The following is a 17,517-nucleotide window of genomic DNA, read 5'->3' as shown; positions in this document are numbered from 1 at the left end:
CCTGCCAGTGCTCAGTAGCGGATGACGCCCCGGATGTTCTTGCCCGCGTGCATGTCCTCGTAGGCCGTCGCGACCTGGTCCAGCGTGTAGGTGGTGGTGACCAGCTCGTCGAGCTTCAGCGCGCCGGCGCGGTAGAGCTCCAGCTGGCGCAGGATGTCCCAGTTCGGGTTGGACATGCCGAACATCGCGCCCTGGATGCGCTTCTGGAACAGGGTGACGTCGGCCAGCGACACCGGCAGCGGCTCGGTGGAGTTGATGTCACCGAGCGCGGTGACGACGACGGTGCCCGCCTTGCGGATCGAGGCCATCGCCTGCCCGACGTGGTCGGGCTTGACGACGCCGACGGTCACGATGGTCTGGTCGGCGCCCTGACCGTTGGTGAACTGCTTCGCGATCTCGGTGGCCTCCTCCATCGTCTCCACCGCGTGCGTGGCGCCGAGCTCCTGGGCCTTCTCGCGCTTCAGCGCGACCGGGTCGACGGCGATGATGTTCGCCGCGCCCGCGTGCGAGGCACCCTGGACCGCGTTGATCCCGATGCCGCCGATGCCCATGACGATCGTGGTGTGGCCCGGCTGCACGCCGCCGGCGTTGACCGCGGAGCCCCAACCGGTGCCGACGCCGCAGCCGACGAGGCAGGCGACCTCGAGCGGGATGTCGTCGGGGACCTTCACACAGGAGTCCTCGGAGACCAGGGTGGTCTCGCAGAAGGTCGAGATGCCGCACATCTGGCCGACCGGGGTGCCGTCGTCGGCGAGCCGCAGGCGGGTGGTGGGCTCCTCCCAGCGGGTGCCGGCGAGCAGGCCCGCGCCGAGGTCGCAGAGGTTCTGCATGCCGCTGGCGCACCAGCGACAGTGCCCGCAGGAGGGCAGGAACGAGAAGACGACGTGGTCGCCCTCCTTGAGGCCCTTCTTGTTGGCCCCGGCGCGGGTGACGATGCCGGAGCCCTCGTGGCCACCGGCGAACGGGTAGGTCCCGACCGGGATGTCCCCGGTGGCGATGTGGTCGTCGGAGTGGCACAGCCCCGACGCGACCATCTTGACCTCGATCTCGCCGGGGCGCGGCTCGTCGAGTTCGAGGTCGACGACCTCGTACTTGCCCGGAGCGCTCCGGACGATTGCTCCACGGGTGTGTCCCACGGTGGTTCACCTCAGACGTCGTCGTCCAACAGGATGCGCACGCGACGATATGAGCCCGGTCACTCCAGGGGAAGTGCCACACGCAGATCGCGGGACACCGTCCGCCTGTAGACCGTGTCGCTAACGGGGCATCCGACGCCAGACGGCGCGGGGCAGCAGCCGCAGCCCGAGGAACAGCAGCCGCAGGGTGCCGGGCACCCAGACGTCGGCGTTGCCCCGCCCGCGCCGGACCGCGCGGACCGTCGCGTCGGCGACCTGCGCGGGTGTCGACGACAGCGGCGCCGGGCTCATCCCCTCGGTCATCCGGCCGACGACGAACCCCGGGCGGATCAGCACCAGCCGCACCCCGGTCCCGTGCAGCGCGTCGGCCAGGCCGGAGGCGAACCCGTCGAGCCCGGCCTTGGCACTGCCGTAGACGTAGTTGGCGCGCCGCACCCGCACGCCGGCCACCGAGGAGTAGACGACCAGCGTCCCGCTCCCCTGCGCGCGCAGCACCTGGGCCAGCTCGGTGAGCAGGTGCACCTGGGCGAGGTAGTCGGTGTGCACGATCGCGGCGGCGTGCGCGGCGTCGGTCTCGGCGCGGGCCTGGTCGCCGAGGATCCCGAACGCGACGACGGCGACGTCGATCCGGCCGTGGCGCGCCGTCACGTCGTCGAGCAGCGGGCGGTGGCCGGCGAGGTCGTCGGCGTCGAAGGCGACGGTGTCCACCGTGGCTCCCGCGGCCCGGACCCGGGCCGCCTCCGCGGTCAGCGCCCCGGGGCGGCGCGCGGCCAGTACGACCGTGTCGGTGTCCCCGGCGGCGAGCCGTTCGGCGACCTCCAGCCCGATCTCGCTGCGACCACCCAGGACCAGGACCGTGCGCTCCGAACCACCCACACGGTGCAGCCTCCCACCCGGTGGCGGACGATCGTCGCCATGGGGTCGGACGGGGAAGCCGGTGCGGTGCGGGAGTCGCACGACGTCGTCGTGGTGCCGGTCGACGGCCGTGCGGTCACCCAGCTGCGCCGCGACCGGCTCGGCGTCCACCCGGCCTGAGGCCGGTGTGGGTCCGCTCACACCGGACCGGGCGGGGATGGGCGGGGCCGGCCCCGTCGTTGTCTGCTGACACGGGGCGCGCCCGCCGCGTCCGGGAAGGGGACCGTCGTGGACCTCCTGCTGCACCACGGGCTGACCGCGTTCGGGCAGTTCGTGTCGTGGGCCGAGCTCGTCGGGCAGATCGGCGCCATCGCCGTGGTGTTCCTGGCGCGCCGGCGCAGCCTCGCGACCTGGCCGGTGCAGATGGCGGCCTGCGTGCTGCTGTTCACCGTCTACGCCTCGGCGCACCTGGGCGGGCTCGCGTTCCGGCAGGTCATCGTGCTGGCCATCTCGGTGTTCGGGCTCGTCGCGTGGCTGCGCAGGCGCGACCCGGTCTACGGCCTCGCGGTGCGCCAGGCGAGCACCGCGCAGCGGCTCGGGCTGGTCGGGCTGCTCGTCGGCGGCACCGTCGTGATGGCACTGGTCCTCGAGGCGCTCGACGCCAGCTGGGCGCCGTGGCCGGACGCCGCGATCTTCGTCGGCACCGCGGTCGCGTTCCTCGCCCAGGGTCTGCGGTTCATCGAGTTCTGGGTGATCTGGCTGCTGGTCGACGCCGTCGGCGTGCCGCTGCAGCTGGCCTCGGGGCTGTGGTTCTCCGCCGCGGTCTACGTCGTGTTCGCCGGGCTGGTCGTGCACGGCTGGTGGAGCTGGGCGCGGGCCCGGCGCACCGTGGGGGCCGCGCAGCGGGAGCCGTCGCGGGCGGTCTGAGCCGCCACGGGATACTGCTCGGATGAGCACGTCCCCCGTCCGCCGCGCCGCCGTCCTCGGTTCCCCGATCGCCCACTCGCTCTCGCCCGCGCTGCACAACGCCGCCTACACCGCGCTCGGGCTGACCGGCTGGTACTACGACCGGCACGAGGTCGACGAGGCGGGCCTGGCCGGGTTCGTCGCCGGGCTCGGCCCGGAGTGGGCGGGGCTGTCGCTGACGATGCCGCTCAAGCGGGTGCTGCTCGACGTCGCCGACCACGTCGCACCGGGGGCGGCCGCGATCGGCGCCGGCAACACCCTGGTGTTCGAGGGCACCGGTGCGACCGCGCACAACACCGACGTCACCGGCATCGCGCGGTCGCTGCGTGCCGCGGGCGCGGGGGGCGGGCGCGCTGTGGTGCTCGGGGCGGGCGGGACCGCGCAGGCCGCCGTCGCCGCGCTGCACGACATGGAGGTCGACGCCGTCGACGTCCTGGTCCGCGACGCGGGGCGGACCTCTGCGCTGCGCGGGACGGCCGAGCGGCTCGGCACCGAGGTGACGGTGCACGCGGTGCTCACCGACCCGCCCGCCGCGGCGCGGCTGCTCGAGGGCGCCGACGCGGTCGTCTCCACCCTCCCGGCGGGGGCGGCCGACGCACTGGCCGGTGCGCGCTGGCGGCCGGGGACCGTGCTGCTCGACGCCGTCTACGCGCCGTGGCCGACGGTGGTCGCGGGCGGCGCGGCGGCGGCCGGGGCGCGGATCGTGTCCGGCCTGGAGATGCTGCTGCAGCAGGCGGTCGCGCAGGTCGAGCTCATGACCGGGCGTCCCGGTCCGGAGGCCGCCATGCGCGAGGCGCTCGACGCGGCCGTGCTCGCCCGCAGCTGACCCCCGGCCCGGCGGTGCCGCGGCCCGGGGGCGCGCTGCTCAGGCCGGGGTCCGGGCCGCGGCGGCTCGTCCGGCGCGACGCCGCGCCGGTGCCCACGGAGTGCGGCCCCACGGCGTCGCGACCGAGGCCCAGGTCATGAACAGGAACGCGGCGATGTTCAGCGCCGCGCCGGTGACGAGGGCCCGCCCGACCGGGCTCGTGGAGTCCCCCGCCGCGAACGCCACCACGCTCTGCTCCACCCACACCCCCACCGCCAGGGTGCTCCACACGATCACCGCGACGGTCAGCACCAGCTTGACCAGCACCCACCAGTACCGGGTCAGGCCCCACGGGCTCACGAGCGCGACGACCACCCCGCTGACCAGCGCCGCGAACGCCAGCGGGATGACCAGCCACCAGTCGATGACGTCGACGAACCGGTACGCGGCGGCCGCCGTGGCCGGGTCCGCGCCCAGCGCGACACCGGCGAGCACGACGTTCGCCGCGCCCGCGCCCATCCACCCCACCGACACCGCGACGTGCACGAAGACCAGCCACTGCCGTACCCGCTTCCCCACCCGCGCCACGCCCTGAGAATAAGGCACCTGATAATTCTCGGCGAGCGGAGCGCCGCGGGCGGGACGACCATGGCGGTCGTGGAGGAGAAGAGCTGCGTGGTCTGCGGGCGGCGGATCGAGTGGCGGAGGAAGTGGGCCGACGACTGGGAGCAGGTGCGCTACTGCTCCCAGGGCTGCCGCAGGCGCAAGGTCCGCCCGGTCGACACCGAGCTGGAGTCGGCGATCACCGGGCTCCTCGACCGGCGCCGGGGCGGGGCGACGATCTGCCCGTCCGAGGCGGCCCGCGCCGTCGACCCCGACGGCTGGCGCGACCTCATGGAGCCGGCGCGGATGGCCGCGCGCCGGCTCGTCGACGCCGGGCGCGTCGAGATCGTGCAGTCCGGCCGGGTGGTGGACCCGTCGACGGCCAAGGGCCCGATCCGGATCCGCCGCGTGCCCGGCTGAGCGCCGTGCCAGGCTGACCCCGTGCCCCGCGACACCTACACCCACGGCCATCCGGGCGTCGTCGTCCGGTCGCACGCGGCCCGCACCGCGGAGAACTCGTGCGCCTACCTGCTGGACCGGCTCACGCCCGGCACCAGCCTGCTCGACGTCGGCTGCGGCCCCGGCAGCATCACCGCGGACCTGGCCGAGCGGGTCGCGCCCGGCCGGGTCCGCGGTGTCGAGGTGGTGCCCGGACCGCTGGAGCAGGCCCGCGCCGGTGCCGCCGCCCGCGGCCTGGAGGTGGAGTTCGCCGTCGACGACGGCTACGCCCTGTCCGACCCGGACGGCACCTGGGACGTCGTGCACGCCCACCAGGTGCTCCAGCACGTGTCCGACCCGGTCGCGGTGCTGCGCGAGATGGGCCGGGTCGCCCGGCCGGGCGGCCTGGTCGCCGCCCGCGACGCCGACTACGCCGGGTTCCACTGGTGGCCGCACGACCCGCGGCTGGACCGCTGGCTGGAGCTGTACCGGGCCGTCGCCCGCGGCAACGACGCCGAGCCCGACGCCGGACGACGGCTGCTCGGCTGGGCGCACGCGGCCGGGTTCACCGAGGTGACGCCGTCGGCGTCGGTCTGGTGCCACGCGACCCCGGAGGCCCGCGCCGCCTGGGGCGGGATGTGGGCCGACCGCATCCACACCGGCGTCGGCCGGATGGCCGTCGAGCGCGGGCTGGCCGGGGAGTCCGAGCTGGACGGGATCTCCGCGGCGTGGCGGGAGTGGGCGGCGCACCCCGACGGCTGGATCGTCATCCCGCACGGCGAGGTCCTCTGCCGGGTGCCCGACCGGCCCTGAGCCGCCCGGGTCAGGCGCGGCGGTGCAGGGCGACCACGTAGTCGCCGCCGGACCAGGGTGCACGGTCCCAGGTGGACCAGCGCGCGACCGGGTCGAGACCGGCGGAGGCGCACCAGGCGTCGTGGTCGTCGGGGGTGGGCCAGCCCGGCTGCGCGGCGAACCCGGCCAGCAGCAGGCCGCCCGGACGCAGGTGCCGGGCGCAGCCCGCGACCACCCCCGCGCGGTCCTCGGCGTAGGGGATCACGTTGCCCGCCAGCACGACCAGCCCGAACCGCTCGGGCAGGTCCAGGGTCTCCAGGCCAGTGGTGACCCACCGCAGCGCAGGCGCCTTGGCCCGCGCCGCGGCGATCATGTCCGGGTCCGGGTCGACGCCGACGACCGCGACGCCGCGCCGGTCCAGCTCGATCGCGACGCGGCCGGTGCCGCAGCCGCCGTCGAGGACGGGGCCGTCCCCGCGCAGCGCGCAGACCAGGTCGGCCTCGCCGTGCGGGTTCTCCCCGGCCGCGGCCATCGCCGCCCACCTGCGGTCGTAGTCGTCGAGGTCGACCCGGCCGCGCCAGGCCTCCCAGTCGTCGGGGAGCCCGCCCGGTCCCGGCTCACCGGGGTCGGCGCGGGGTCCGCTGCGGTCGGACAGGGCGTGGTCGTCCGGGGCGTGGTCGTGCGGGGCGTGGTCGGGCACCCCCGCAGGTTAGGCGGCGACCCCGGAGCCCAGCCGACCGCGCAGCCACCGGCCGACGCCCGCCCCGCGCAGACACGGGTGGAGCACCACGACGGGCTCGGGCACGCCGGTGTCGGTGCCGAGCAGCGCGGCCACGCCGACCAGGTCGCCGGCGGCGGTGCGCAGCAGCAGCGCCGGTCCGGCGACGGGCGCCAGCAGCCCCGCGAGGTCGGCGGCCGTCCAGTCCACGGCCGGTTCCCCGGCCAGGCAGGTCCGCAGCAGCACGTCGAGCTCGGCGGTCTCCTCCCCCGCCGCGGGTTCCGCGACGAGCTCGGCCCCGCCGGGCAGCAGCACCGTCGCCCGGGGCGGCGGGGTCGCCGCGCCCGCCCGCAGGAACGCCTCGCCGCGGGCCCGCTCGGTGACCGTGAACGGCGCCCAGTCCCGGGCCGCCAGCACCGGTGGGCCGGCCGGGGCGGTGAGCTCCAGCACGTGCGTCCCGGCCGCGACCGGGCCGGTGCCGACCTCGTCGGCGTGCAGGAGCGCGGCGAGGCCGTCGAACAGCCCGTCGCGGCCGCGGGCGGCGGCCACGAGGTCGAGCGCCCGGGTGGGTCCGTCGACCAGCTCGTGCGGGTCGGCCGGGGTGACCTGCACGGTGTCCGGGCCGGACCCGCGCAGCCGTCGCCGGATCACCCGCGACAGCCGGTCCGCGGTCACCCCGCCGCCGACGAGCATCTCGTCGACGACGGTGCCCGCGTCGCGGCCGTGCACCGACAGCGACAGGATGTTGCCGCCGACCTCGGCGACGGCCGCGGTCAGCCGGGCCAGCGCACCGGACTCGTCGGGCAGCCGGACGCGGACCTTGAGCAGCGGCGCCGGTCCCGGCCCGGCCGCGGTGGCGAGGACCACCGGGTCGAGGTCCGCCGGGCCGGGATCCGTCCTGCCGGGGGCCGCGGCGTCCACCACCCGCAGCACCGGCGGGACGGACGGGCCGTCGACGAGGGTCTGCCCGGGGCCGACGGCGGAGTGCCCGGCCGCACGCAGCGCGGCCCACATCGTCACCTGGTTCGCGGTGAGCACCGGCTTGCCGAGCTCGCGCTCCAGCACGGCGATCGCGTCGTAGGTGGGCAGGTTGGTGCAGGAGACGAAGACCGCCTGCGCGTCGGGGTGGTCCGCGGCGCGCACGGCCGCGGCGACCTGCTCCGGGCTCGTCGTCCAGATGTGGCCGAGCAGGCCCAGGCCGTGCCGGGCGACGGTCTCGACCCCGGATCCGGCGAGGAAGTCGGCGAGCAGCCCGGTGAGGTCGTCGACGTAGGGGGTGGCGACGGCGAGCCGGGTGACCCCCAGCTCGGCGCACGCCGCGACCAGCGACCCCGCCGTCGTGACCGCCGCCGGCGCGCCCGCGGCCAGCACCGCGTCGCGCAGCGCGGCCTCCCCCGCCACGCCACCGACGAAGCTCCCCGAGGTGCACGAGTACGCGACCACGGCGGGCCCCGGTGTCAGCACGTCGCGGGCGGCCTGCCGGACCATGGCCGGGTCGGAGATCAGCCGGGCCTGCGCGGCGTCGGCCGGGGTCGCGACGAACGGCGTGCGGGTCACGTGCAGGGTGACCCGCTCGGGAACCCACCGCCACATCTCACGGTCGAGGGCGAAGTCGTACGGCACGACCACACCCACCCGGTCCCGATCCCGCGGGGACGACAGCTCACCCATACCGGCCTCCATGACGCAACGATCACCGTCCATCGTTGCCGCCACGGGTCGCGGCGGTTTCGCGATGGTGAGGACGCCCGCCGGAGGCCGTGTGGGTACTGCCCGTTCTCGATCGTCCTGACGGAAGGATGCCAGCGGTGGCGGCGCCGTGACCTCCGTGCTACGCCGACCGGCGCCTGCGGTGCGCCGAGTGCGCTACGCCCCGGCCCAGCCGCGCGGGTCGGACTCCGGGCGCGTCGCGACCGCGCGCAGGAACGCCTGGGCCCGGGCCACCTCGGTGACGGTGAACGGCGCCGCCCGCCGGGCGACCAGCCGGGAGCCGTCGGGTGCGGTCAGCTCCAGGTCGTGCTCGTCGCGCGCGCCCGGCTCGTCCGGGCCCGGCGTCCGGACACCCGACGCGCCGAGCAGCGCGGCGATCCCGTCGGCGGGGCTCTGACCGGCGGCGACGATGTCCAGTGCCCGGGTGGGCGGGTCGACCAGGTCGTGCGGGTCGGCGGTCATGACGAGGACCCCGCCGTCGGGGGCCGCCCCGCAGACCGCCACCGACAGCTCGCCGACGCTGCACGGCCCGGACACCAGCAGCTCGTCGACGACGGAGCGCGCGTCCTGACCGTGCACCGACAGGGCGAGGATGTTGCAGCGCACCTGCGCCAGCGCCGCCGTCAGCCCGGCCAGGGCACCGGGTTCGTCGGGCAGCCGCACCCGCACCCGGTAGAGGCCGTTGGTCGTCCCGGGATCGGTGCTCATCACCACCAGCCTGCGGGACCGATGTTGCGGCCCTGTGTCGGGGCGGTGTCGGGTGCGTCGCGACGGCGGTCACGCGCGGGCGTCGAGGTGGGCCAGCACGGCCAGGACCCGGATGTGGTCCTCGTCGGATCCGGCCAGGCCCAGCTTGCCGATGATCGACCCGGTGTGGGTCTCCACGGTGCGCTCGGTGAGGTGGAGCCGGCGGGCGATGCCCCGGTTCGTGCGGCCCTCCGCCATCAGCGCCAGCACCTCGCGCTCGCGGGGCGTGAGGCGGGCGAGACGGTCGGCGTCGCGCCGGTGCCCGATCAGCCGGGCGACGACCTCGGGGTCCAGCGCCGACCCGCCGGCCGCGACGCGGGTCAGGGCGTCGAGGAAGTCGGCGACGTCGAGCACCCTGTCCTTGAGCAGGTAGCCGAACGCGCCGGTGCTGACCAGCTCGACCGAGTGCCGGGACTCCACGTGCTGGGACAGCAGCACGATCGGCTGCCCGGGGCGGGCGTCGCGGATGCGGCGGGCGGCCCGGGCGCCGTCGTCGGTGTGGTCGGGCGGCATCCGGACGTCGATCACGGCCAGGTCGGGCCGGTGGCCGAGGACGGCGTCGACGGTGGCGGGGCCGTCGGCCGCGACGGCGACCACGTCGTGGCCGTCGTCGTCGAGAATGCGGGCGAGCCCCTCGCGGAACAGCGCGGAGTCCTCGCCGATCACGATGCGCACGGCAGCTCCGCGGTGACCTCGGTGCCGCCGCCGTCGCTGCGGACCGCCAGCGCCCCACCCGCCGCCGCGACCCGGTCGGCGAGCCCGCCGAGACCGTGCCCGGGCCGGACGGCGGCGCCGCCGCGGCCGTCGTCGCGCACCCGGACCCGAACCGTCCCGCCGCCGCGGGCGGCGTGCACCTCCACCCGCGTCGCGCCGGCGTGACGCACGGTGTTGGTCAGCGCCTCCCCGACCACGTAGTACGCGGCCAGCGCCACCCGGTCCGGCACGTCGAGCCAGTCCGGGTCGGTCGCCGGGGTCCGCTCGGGGAGCGGGGCGGGCCCGGCACCGGCCGGGACCGGGACCGGTGCCGCGGGCCGCGCGGGCGCCTGTTCGTCGACGACCTCGAGGCGCACCGGCAGCGGCAGGTGCGCGGTCAGGCCGCGCAGCGCCGCAGGCAGCCCGTCGTCGAGCCCGGAGGGCCGCAGGCCGTGCGCGATCCGGCGCAGCTCGGCCACCGCCGTGCCGAGTTCGGCGACGGCGGCCTCCAGCACGTCGTCGAGCCCGGCGGCCGCGCCCGGCTCGGCGTGGATCCGTCGCTGGGCCAGGCGCAGGGTCATGCCCAGCGACACCAGCCGCTGCTGGGCACCGTCGTGCAGGTCGCGTTCCAGACGGCGGCGTTCGGCGTCGCCGACCGCGAGCAGCCGGGCCCGGCCCGCCTCCGCCTCGGTCTGCGCGCGGCGCGCCTCCTGGCGCAGGCAGACCACCTCGACCAGGAGTGCGACGGCCTCGGCGAGCTCACGCAGCAACGAGCGGGAGCAGGCGGCGGCGGCGAGCACCCCGACCCGGCGGCCGTCGCGGACCACCGGGACCGCGACCCGGTCCGCCGTCTCGACCGGCCTCCCGTCGGCGTCGACGGGGGTGTCGCCGCCCGGAGGGCGGTACCCGACCACGAGCGTCGGGTCGCCCACCGCCGCCCCGAGGCGCCCGGCCAGCTCCTCGGGGCGGGCGGACCCGTCGCGGCTGGCCCGGGTGAGCGCGGCGACGGCGTCGTGCGCGGCCCGCCGCTGCGGGTCGATCCGGGCGTCGACGACCCGGCGCAGCCGGGACCGCATCGGGGCCAGCGCGGCGGCGCAGACCGCGGTCGCCGCGGCCGCCGTCGGCGCGGATCCCTGCCCCGCGACGGCGCCCACGGCGAAGGCCACCAGGCTGTAGACCGCGAGCAGACCGGTCGCGACGGCCGTCCAGGTCAGGGTGGCGGCGTAGGCACGGTCGACGTCGTAGAGGCCGTGCCGCAGCACCGCGACGGCGGTGGCGGCCGGGATCCCGACGTACATCCCGGCCAGCCCGACCACCACCAGGTCCGGGCCGCCGAGGAGGAGGTAGCTCGCCCAGCAGAGCAGCAGCGTCGCCGGGACACCGAGGCCCGCCAGTGCCAGCCACCGCAGGCGGGCCCGCTCGACCGGGTCGGTGCTGCGGCGGCGGCGCAGCACCGGTGCCACCGCGGCGGCGAGCAGCAGCACCCCGAACACCGCGACCGTCACGACGGCGGCCGGCCCGGTCCACGCCGGACCCGTGCCGAGCGTGTGCGGATGGTCGGCGGCGGGTTCCCGGTAGGCGCCGGGGGCGACGGCGCCCAGCAGCGCGGCCAGCACCGGGGTCACCAGCAGGCCCACCGCGACGACACGGCCGGGCGGTCCGGGCAGTCGTCCGTCCGGGAACACCAGCGCGAGCAGCGCGAACGGCACGAAGAACAGCATCCAGCTGAACTGCAGCACCAGCGGCACGACCCACCACGCCCCGGGGGGTGGGGTCCCGGCGGCGACGAGATCGAGGTAGCGGTCCGCCATGCCGTTGAGGGCGGCCCCGGCGCCGGCCGCGGCCAGCAGCGGAGCGACCGTCAGGTGCGGGCGGCGGGCGGTCAGCAGCAGTGCCGGGACGAGCGGGACGGCGGCCAGCCCGCTCCACAGCAGTGGCTCGACGGGCCCGGTGCCGGCCGCCGCGGCGAGCACCGCGCCCACGACCACCAGCGCGGCGGTGACCGCGGCGAGCAGCAGTGTCGACGCCCGGGTCCACGGCATCGTCGCAGGATAGGACGGCCCGGTGGCGCGGGGAATCCGTGCGGGCACGGAGGCGGGACCCCGTCGCCGCCACGATGTGGCGGGCCGTCCCGGTGCGCGACCGTCTCCCCGTCAGTCACCGCACAGCCCGGGAGGTCCTCGTGCACTCCGTCCGCGTCGTCGCCGGAACCGTCATGCTCGCGCTGTTCGGCGGGCTCCTGTCGCTGCTGGGCGATGTCGTCGCCCCGCCGCCACCGTCCGCCCCGGACTTCGCCCGGTACGTCGGGCCGGTCACCGGGGTGATCACCCTGGCCTGCCTGGGCCTGTGGTGGTGGCGGGGCAGCCGGGCCGCGCTGTGGGTGGCCGTGGTGGTCACCGCGGTGGCGAACCTGCTGCCGCTGCTCGACGTCGCGAACCTGCCGTTCGCGCTGCTCGTGACCGTGCTGACCGCACTCGCGGTCACGGTGGTCGCGATCGTGCTGCTCGCCCCCGCCCTGTACCGCCGCGCGGCCACCGGACCCGCGCGCTGACCGGGCGGGCGGCCACCCCGGGGGGCGGCCGGCGCGCCCGTCGGTCGGGCGCGCCGGCCATGCGGGTCAGCCGCAGACGGCCCCGTCGGCCGCGGACGACACGAGCTTCGCGTACTTGCCCAGCACCCCGCGCCGGTTCGTCGGCTCCGGGCACGTCCACTGCGCGCGCCGCCGCTCCAGCTCGGCCGGCTCCACGCCGATGTCGATCGTGCGGGCCTTCATGTCCAGGGTGATCGTGTCGCCGTCGTGGACGAGCGCGATCGGTCCGCCGTCGGCGGCCTCGGGTGCGACGTGCCCGACGCACAGCCCGGTCGTGGCACCGGAGAAGCGGCCGTCGGTGACCAGCAGGACGTCCTTGCCGAGGCCCGCGCCCTTGATCCGCCCGGTGACGGCGAGCATCTCCCGCATCCCGGGCCCGCCGCGGGGGCCCTCGTAGCGGATCAGGACGATCGTGCCGGGCCCGATCTCGCCGGCGTCGACGGCGTCGAGCGCGCCCTGCTCGCCGTCGAAGACGCGGGCGGTGCCGGTGAAGGTGGTGGCGTCGAACCCGGCGGACTTGACGACCGCGCCGTCGGGCGCGAGCGAGCCGCGCAGGATCGTGAGGCCGCCGGTGGGGTGGATCGGGTCGGCGAGGTCGTGGATGACCGAGCCGTCGAGGCCCGGCGGGTCGAGCTCGGCGAGGTTCTCCGCGACCGTGCGGCCGGTGACGGTGCGGGCGTCGCCGTGGATCAGGCCCGCGTCGAGCAGTGCCTTCATCACCACCGGTACGCCCCCGACCTGGTCGACGGCGTACATGAGGTGCCGCCCGAACGGCTTGACGTCGGCCAGGTGCGGGATCCGGTCGCCGACGGTGTTGAAGTCGTCCAGGGTCAGCGGCACCTCGGCCTCGCGGGCGATGGCGAGCAGGTGCAGCACCGCGTTGGTGGACCCGCCGAAGGCCATGACGACGGCGATCGCGTTCTCGAACGCCTCGCGGGTCAGCACCGACCGCGCCGTCAGGCCACGGGCGATCATGCCGACCGCGGCCTCGCCGGAGGCGCGGGCCACGCCGTCGCGACGACGGTCCACCGCGGGCGGGCTGGCCGAGCCGGGCAGCGCCATCCCGAGCGCCTCGGCGGCCGCGGCCATCGTGTTCGCGGTGTAGAAGCCGCCGCAGGCGCCCTCCCCCGGGCACATGGCCCGTTCCAGGGTGTCGAGCTCGTCGGGGGTGATCAGGCCGCGCGCGCACGCCCCGATGCCCTCGAACGCGTCGCCGATGTTGACCTCCCGGTCACCGACCCGGCCCGGCATGATCGATCCGGCGTAGACGAACACCCCGGCGAGGTCGAGCCGGGCCGCGGCCATCAGCATCCCGGGCAGCGACTTGTCGCATCCGGCCAGGAGCACCGTCCCGTCGAGCCGCTCGGCCTCGACGACGGTCTCCACCGAGTCGGCGATGATCTCCCGGCTGACCAGCGAGTAGTGCATGCCCCGGTGCCCCATCGAGATGGCGTCGGACACCGAGATCGTGCCGAACTCCATCGGGTAGCCGCCCGCGGTGTGCACCCCCTCCTTCGCGGCGGTCGCGAGCCGCTGCAGCGACAGGTTGCACGGGGTGATCTCGTTCCAGGACGAGGCGATGCCGATCTGGGGCTTGGCGAAGTCGTCGTCGCGCATGCCGACCGCGCGCAGCATGCTGCGGGCGGCGGTGGCGCCGATGCCGTCGGTGACCTGATGACTGCGGGGCTTGCGGGAACTGGTGGTGGCCATGCGCGCTCCTCGGCCGGACTCCGGTGTCGGGACGGGGCCGATCCTGCCGCACATCATCGGCGCAGGCCCGTTTCCGGCCGCAACGGATAGCCCGTCCGGGCGTATCCGTTGCTACGGGTGATCGTTGGACTCTCCGGCAGCACCGTCATTCACCCGAGAGGACCCGAGCGACACTCATGGCGCACACGAACGAACCCACTCCCCGTAGTACTCGACGGGTGCGTCGCCGCCGCGCGCTGGTCGTCGCGGCCACCGGGCTGGTCGTCGGGCTGGGCGCCGCGGGAACCGCGGTCGCCGCCGGCACCGGCTCCGGCGTCGCCGGCACCCCGTGCTCGGCGACGGCGAAGGCCTGTGTGGACCTGGAGTCCCAGCAGGCGTGGCTGATGAAGGGCGGGAAGGTCACCTACGGCCCCGTCGACGTCGCCACCGGTGGGCACGGCACGGAGACCCCGACCGGGGACTTCGCCGTCTACGACAAGGACCGCGACCACCACTCCGCCGAGTTCGACGGCGCCCCGATGCCGTGGTCGGTCTTCTTCGCCCCCGGCGGCATCGCCTTCCACGAGGGCGACCGCGACTCCGGGTCCGCGGGCTGCGTGAAGCTGCGCAACCAGGACGCGACGGTGTTCTTCGGCAAGCTGGCGCAGGGTGACCGGGTCGAGGTGCGCTGACCCTCCCCACCGACGACGACAGGGGCCCCGCGCGGATCGCGCGGGGCCCCTGTCGTGTGCCGTGTGTCAGCGGGCGCCGGCGTTGTCCCGGTCCCGACGCACGTTGGCCTTGCGGCCCTTCAGCGTCGTCGCGCCGCGCAGCGAGCGCAGCACGTCGTCCGCGGCGTGCTCGGGCACCTCGACCAGCGAGTGGCGCTCGTGGATCTGGATGGCGCCGATGTCGCGGCCGGACAGCCGGGACTCGTTCGCCAGCGCACCCACGATGTCCTGCGGGCGCACACCGGAGGCACGGCCCGCCGAGACGAACAGGCGGGTCGCCCCGGCCTTCGGCGGACGGGCGCCCTGGCCGCGGGCACCGCCCGGACGGCCGTCGCGGTCGCGGCGCGGGCCACGGTCGCCGGGGCCGCTGTCACGGCCACCGCGCGAGCGGACCTGCGGGATCTCGATCTCGTCGTCCGGCACCGAGTTGCCGGCGCGGGCGAGCCGGATCGCCGCGGCGGCGATCGAGGCGAGGTCGTGGTCGCGGGCCAGCTCGACGACGAGCTGCTCCACGCCGTCCTGCGGCGGGGTGTCGGCGTCCTGACCGGCCTGCTCGCGCAGGGCCAGCGCGGTGCGGGCGAGCCGCACGGTGCGCAGGTCCTCCGGCGAGGGCACCGGCGCGCTGGGCACCGACGCCCCGATGAGGCGCTCGATGTTGCGCAGGTGACGCACCGACCCCGGGGTGACCAGGGTGATCGCGACGCCCTCGCGTCCCGCCCGGCCGACCCGGCCGATGCGGTGCACGTAGGACTCCGGCGACGAGGGCACGTCGTGGTTGACCACGTGGGTCAGCGAGTCGATGTCCAGACCACGGGCCGCGACGTCGGTGGCGACCAGCAGCTCGGTGCGGCCGGCGCGCAGGCGCTCGACGACCCGGGTGCGGTGCTCCTGGTCCATGCCGCCGTGCAGCGCCTCGGCGCGCAGGCCGCGCGCGGTGAGGGTCTCGGTGACGGCGTCGACGTCGGCGCGGGTGCGGCAGAACACGATCGCCGCGGTCGGCTGCTCCATCTCGAGCACCCGGCCCAGCGCGACGGTGACGTGGCTGCGGGGCACGTGGTACGCGGTCTGGCGGACCCGCGGGGCCTCGCCCTCGGGCGTGGCCTCCTTCTTGATCCGGATGTCGGTCGGGTCGCTCAGGTGGGTCCGCGCCAGGCTCTGGATGCGGCCCGGCATGGTCGCCGAGAACAGCACGGTCTGGCGGCCCCGCGGCGTCGCGCCGAGGATCGTCTCGATGTCCTCGACGAAGCCCATGTCGAGCATCTCGTCGGCCTCGTCCAGGACGGCGACCTCGATCGCGTCCAGGGCGAGCGCGCCCCGGTTGACCAGGTCGATGGCGCGGCCGGGGGTGGCGACGACGATGTCGACGCCGCGGCGGAGCTGGCCCAGCTGCGGGCCGATGGGCGCGCCGCCGTAGACGCAGGCGACCGAGGCGCCGAGCGCGGCACCGTACTTGGAGACCGCGTCGCCGACCTGCATGGCCAGCTCACGGGTCGGGGCGAGCACCAGTCCGAAGGGCTTGGCGCCGCGGGAGCGGGAGGTGCGGCCGTCGGCCAGGCGCTGCAGCATCGGCAGCGAGAACGCGGCGGTCTTGCCGGTACCGGTGGCGGCCTGGCCCAGCAGGTCGCGCCCGGCGATCAGCGGGCCGATCGCGGCGGCCTGGATCGGGCTCGGCGAGGCGTAGCCCAGCTTCTCGAGGGTGTCGAGCAGCTGCGGCGCGAGGCCCAGGTCGGCGAAGGTCGGGCCGGCGGGGGTGTCGTCGACGGGCTCGTCGGCGGTGCCCGCGTCCTCGGTGCGCGCGTCCTCGACACCCACGCCCTCGGCCCCGTCGCCGGAGGCGGTGCTCTCCCCGGCGGCGGTCGTGTCGGGGGTGGTGGCGTCGTCGGTGTCCGTCATGGCGGCGGAAGTGGTGATCTCGTCTCCGGAGTCGTTCAGGTCGGGGTACTGGTCCAGCAGAATGCTCACTCGGTCCTCAAATGGCGTGCGCAGGGGGGTGCGCTGTGTCGTCGGGCGGCTCTCGCCCGCTCTCCCAGCCCGCCAGGCCCGCGTGCGGCATCTCGATCCAGATGATGTGCCGGTGAACCCAGACCTCCGGGGCTCGCGGCCGTGCGTCGTCGCCGACGGCCGTCGATCGACCAGTGTGCCATGTCCCGGTGCGGTCCGTGCGCCGGGTCCCGCGTGACCGACACCACCGATGCCCCTGGTCACGACCCTCGGCGCGGCCACGGGGAGATCACCGACCCTGGTCGGGTGACGGCATTCCTCTCCAGCGCCGCGGCCCGGCGCCCGGCGAACCTGCGTGATCTCGGTGGTCTGCGCACGACGGACGGGTACCGCGTCCGGCACGGGGTGCTCTACCGGTCCGACGCGCCCCGCCCGGGCGACCCGCGCGACGCCCGGGCCCTCGACCTGCCCGAGGGATCGCCGTGGCCGCCGCGGACCGTCGTCGACCTGCGCTCGGCGGCGGAGACCGGCGAGCCGCATCCGCTCGCCGACGTCGCCGACGTCCGTCCGGTCCCGCTCGGCGCGTCGCTGACCCCGGAGCGGGTCGCGACGGCCGCCGCCGGGAAGGACGGGCTCGGGTGGGCCTACCGGCTGCTGGCGGCCGAGGCCGGCGCCGAGCTCGCGGGGATCGTGCGGACCGTCGCCGACGCGCCCGCCCCGGTGCTCGTGCACTGCGCCGCGGGCAAGGACCGGACCGGGATCGTGGTCGGGGTGCTGCTGGCCGTGCTAGACGTGCCGCGCGCGACGGTCGTCGCGGACTACCTGCGCACCAACGAGGTCCTGCCGACGCTGTGGGACCGGCTGCGCGCCTGGGGCCAGCCCGAGCCCGACGACGAGGCGCTGCTCGGGGTGGACGCCGCCGCCCTGGAGGCCGTGCTCGACGACCTCGACGCCCACCCCGCCGGCGCGGCGGGCCGGCTGCGCGAGTGGGGCGTCGGCGACGACGACCTGCGCCGCCTCGCCGAGCGGCTGCTGGAGCCGGTCCTCCCGCACTGACCGCGACCGGGCCCCGCGCACCCGGGGTGCGCGGGGCCCGGTCGTCG

The 17,517-nt window shown here is 76.2% G+C and carries 17 protein-coding genes; 7 read left to right on the top strand and 10 right to left on the bottom strand.

Annotated elements, in window-relative coordinates:
* Positions 1–11: 11 nt before the first annotated feature.
* Both ND486_RS00595 and ND486_RS00590 read right to left on the bottom strand, forming a co-directional pair.
* Positions 12–1,136, bottom strand: a complete 1,125-nt coding sequence (locus ND486_RS00595) for an NDMA-dependent alcohol dehydrogenase (RefSeq protein WP_251782298.1) — start codon at positions 1,134–1,136, stop codon at positions 12–14.
* A 120-nt stretch (positions 1,137–1,256) separates the two neighbouring features.
* Positions 1,257–2,012 carry an SDR family NAD(P)-dependent oxidoreductase gene (locus ND486_RS00590; protein WP_062395766.1) on the bottom strand — a complete coding sequence of 252 codons (756 nt, stop codon included), beginning with the start codon at positions 2,010–2,012 and terminating at the stop codon, positions 1,257–1,259.
* A gap of 267 nt (positions 2,013–2,279) precedes the next feature.
* On the opposite strand from ND486_RS00590, the gene ND486_RS00585 reads away from it, so the two are divergent.
* Together ND486_RS00585 and ND486_RS00580 are read left to right on the top strand one after the other, a co-directional pair.
* Positions 2,280–2,918, top strand: a complete 639-nt coding sequence (locus ND486_RS00585) for a nicotinamide mononucleotide transporter family protein (RefSeq protein WP_226357436.1) — start codon at positions 2,280–2,282, stop codon at positions 2,916–2,918.
* A 22-nt stretch (positions 2,919–2,940) separates the two neighbouring features.
* Positions 2,941–3,783, top strand: coding sequence for a shikimate dehydrogenase (locus ND486_RS00580; RefSeq protein ID WP_062395769.1), 843 nt, complete (start codon positions 2,941–2,943; stop codon positions 3,781–3,783).
* Between the two features lie 39 nt (positions 3,784–3,822).
* Here ND486_RS00580 and ND486_RS00575 read toward each other — a convergent pair whose 3' ends face one another.
* On the bottom strand, positions 3,823–4,350 hold the full coding sequence (locus ND486_RS00575; protein ID WP_251782297.1) for a hypothetical protein: 528 nt from the start codon (positions 4,348–4,350) through the stop codon (positions 3,823–3,825).
* A gap of 69 nt (positions 4,351–4,419) precedes the next feature.
* Between ND486_RS00575 and ND486_RS00570 the strand changes: the two genes are divergently transcribed.
* Entirely contained in the window at positions 4,420–4,785 is a 366-nt protein-coding gene (locus ND486_RS00570; RefSeq protein ID WP_251782296.1) for a DUF2256 and DUF3253 domain-containing protein, read from the top strand.
* Positions 4,786–4,806: 21 nt separating this feature from the next.
* Positions 4,807–5,616: a methyltransferase domain-containing protein gene (locus ND486_RS00565; protein ID WP_251782295.1), complete on the top strand. Its 810-nt coding sequence runs from the start codon at positions 4,807–4,809 to the stop codon at positions 5,614–5,616.
* Positions 5,617–5,626: 10 nt separating this feature from the next.
* On the opposite strand, the gene ND486_RS00560 is transcribed toward ND486_RS00565, so the two are convergent.
* From ND486_RS00560 to ND486_RS00540, 5 genes are all read right to left on the bottom strand, one after another.
* The gene (locus ND486_RS00560) at positions 5,627–6,295 is read right to left on the bottom strand and encodes a class I SAM-dependent methyltransferase (RefSeq protein ID WP_251782294.1); all 669 of its coding nucleotides are present in this window, start codon (positions 6,293–6,295) and stop codon (positions 5,627–5,629) included.
* 9 nt (positions 6,296–6,304) lie between these two features.
* Complete coding sequence (locus tag ND486_RS00555) at positions 6,305–7,984, bottom strand: hypothetical protein (protein ID WP_251782293.1); 1,680 nt, start codon at positions 7,982–7,984, stop codon at positions 6,305–6,307.
* A gap of 195 nt (positions 7,985–8,179) precedes the next feature.
* Complete coding sequence (locus tag ND486_RS00550) at positions 8,180–8,731, bottom strand: ACT domain-containing protein (protein ID WP_251782292.1); 552 nt, start codon at positions 8,729–8,731, stop codon at positions 8,180–8,182.
* A gap of 69 nt (positions 8,732–8,800) precedes the next feature.
* Entirely contained in the window at positions 8,801–9,445 is a 645-nt protein-coding gene (locus tag ND486_RS00545; protein ID WP_251782291.1) for a response regulator transcription factor, read from the bottom strand.
* A complete protein-coding gene (locus ND486_RS00540) occupies positions 9,433–11,505 on the bottom strand; it encodes a histidine kinase (RefSeq protein WP_251782290.1) in 2,073 nt (690 codons plus the stop codon). Before ND486_RS00540 ends, ND486_RS00545 begins: the two co-directional genes overlap by 13 nt.
* 140 nt (positions 11,506–11,645) lie before the next feature.
* Between ND486_RS00540 and ND486_RS00535 the strand changes: the two genes are divergently transcribed.
* Positions 11,646–12,014 (top strand): hypothetical protein, encoded by a 369-nt coding sequence (locus tag ND486_RS00535; RefSeq protein ID WP_251782289.1) that lies wholly within the window; start codon positions 11,646–11,648, stop codon positions 12,012–12,014.
* A gap of 66 nt (positions 12,015–12,080) precedes the next feature.
* Here ND486_RS00535 and ilvD read toward each other — a convergent pair whose 3' ends face one another.
* Positions 12,081–13,763 (bottom strand): dihydroxy-acid dehydratase, encoded by a 1,683-nt coding sequence (gene ilvD, locus ND486_RS00530; RefSeq protein ID WP_251782288.1) that lies wholly within the window; start codon positions 13,761–13,763, stop codon positions 12,081–12,083.
* Between the two features lie 218 nt (positions 13,764–13,981).
* Here ilvD and ND486_RS00525 point away from each other — a divergent pair, with 218 nt between their 5' ends.
* Positions 13,982–14,434, top strand: a complete 453-nt coding sequence (locus tag ND486_RS00525) for a L,D-transpeptidase (RefSeq protein WP_308215780.1) — start codon at positions 13,982–13,984, stop codon at positions 14,432–14,434.
* A gap of 66 nt (positions 14,435–14,500) precedes the next feature.
* On the opposite strand, the gene ND486_RS00520 is transcribed toward ND486_RS00525, so the two are convergent.
* Positions 14,501–16,366, bottom strand: a complete 1,866-nt coding sequence (locus ND486_RS00520; RefSeq protein WP_285898118.1) for a DEAD/DEAH box helicase — start codon at positions 16,364–16,366, stop codon at positions 14,501–14,503.
* Positions 16,367–16,720: 354 nt separating this feature from the next.
* On the opposite strand from ND486_RS00520, the gene ND486_RS00515 reads away from it, so the two are divergent.
* Positions 16,721–17,470 (top strand): tyrosine-protein phosphatase, encoded by a 750-nt coding sequence (locus tag ND486_RS00515; RefSeq protein WP_251782286.1) that lies wholly within the window; start codon positions 16,721–16,723, stop codon positions 17,468–17,470.
* Positions 17,471–17,517: the final 47 nt, after the last annotated feature.

The sequence above is a fragment of the Pseudonocardia sp. DR1-2 genome (assembly GCF_023717215.1).
Lineage (GTDB): Bacteria > Actinomycetota > Actinomycetes > Mycobacteriales > Pseudonocardiaceae > Pseudonocardia > Pseudonocardia alni.
Note: the sequence above shows the minus strand (reverse complement) of the source record. Positions and strands in the feature narration are given on the sequence as shown.

Coding starts and splice junctions, on each gene's coding strand:
- ND486_RS00550 (WP_251782292.1), bottom strand. CDS start 8,731: ATGAGCACCGATCCCGGGACGACCAACGGCCTCTACCGGGTGCGGGTG.
- ND486_RS00520 (WP_285898118.1), bottom strand. CDS start 16,366: ATGACGGACACCGACGACGCCACCACCCCCGACACGACCGCCGCCGGG.
- ND486_RS00540 (WP_251782290.1), bottom strand. CDS start 11,505: ATGCCGTGGACCCGGGCGTCGACACTGCTGCTCGCCGCGGTCACCGCC.
- ilvD (WP_251782288.1), bottom strand. CDS start 13,763: ATGGCCACCACCAGTTCCCGCAAGCCCCGCAGTCATCAGGTCACCGAC.
- ND486_RS00555 (WP_251782293.1), bottom strand. CDS start 7,984: ATGGGTGAGCTGTCGTCCCCGCGGGATCGGGACCGGGTGGGTGTGGTC.
- ND486_RS00580 (WP_062395769.1), top strand. CDS start 2,941: ATGAGCACGTCCCCCGTCCGCCGCGCCGCCGTCCTCGGTTCCCCGATC.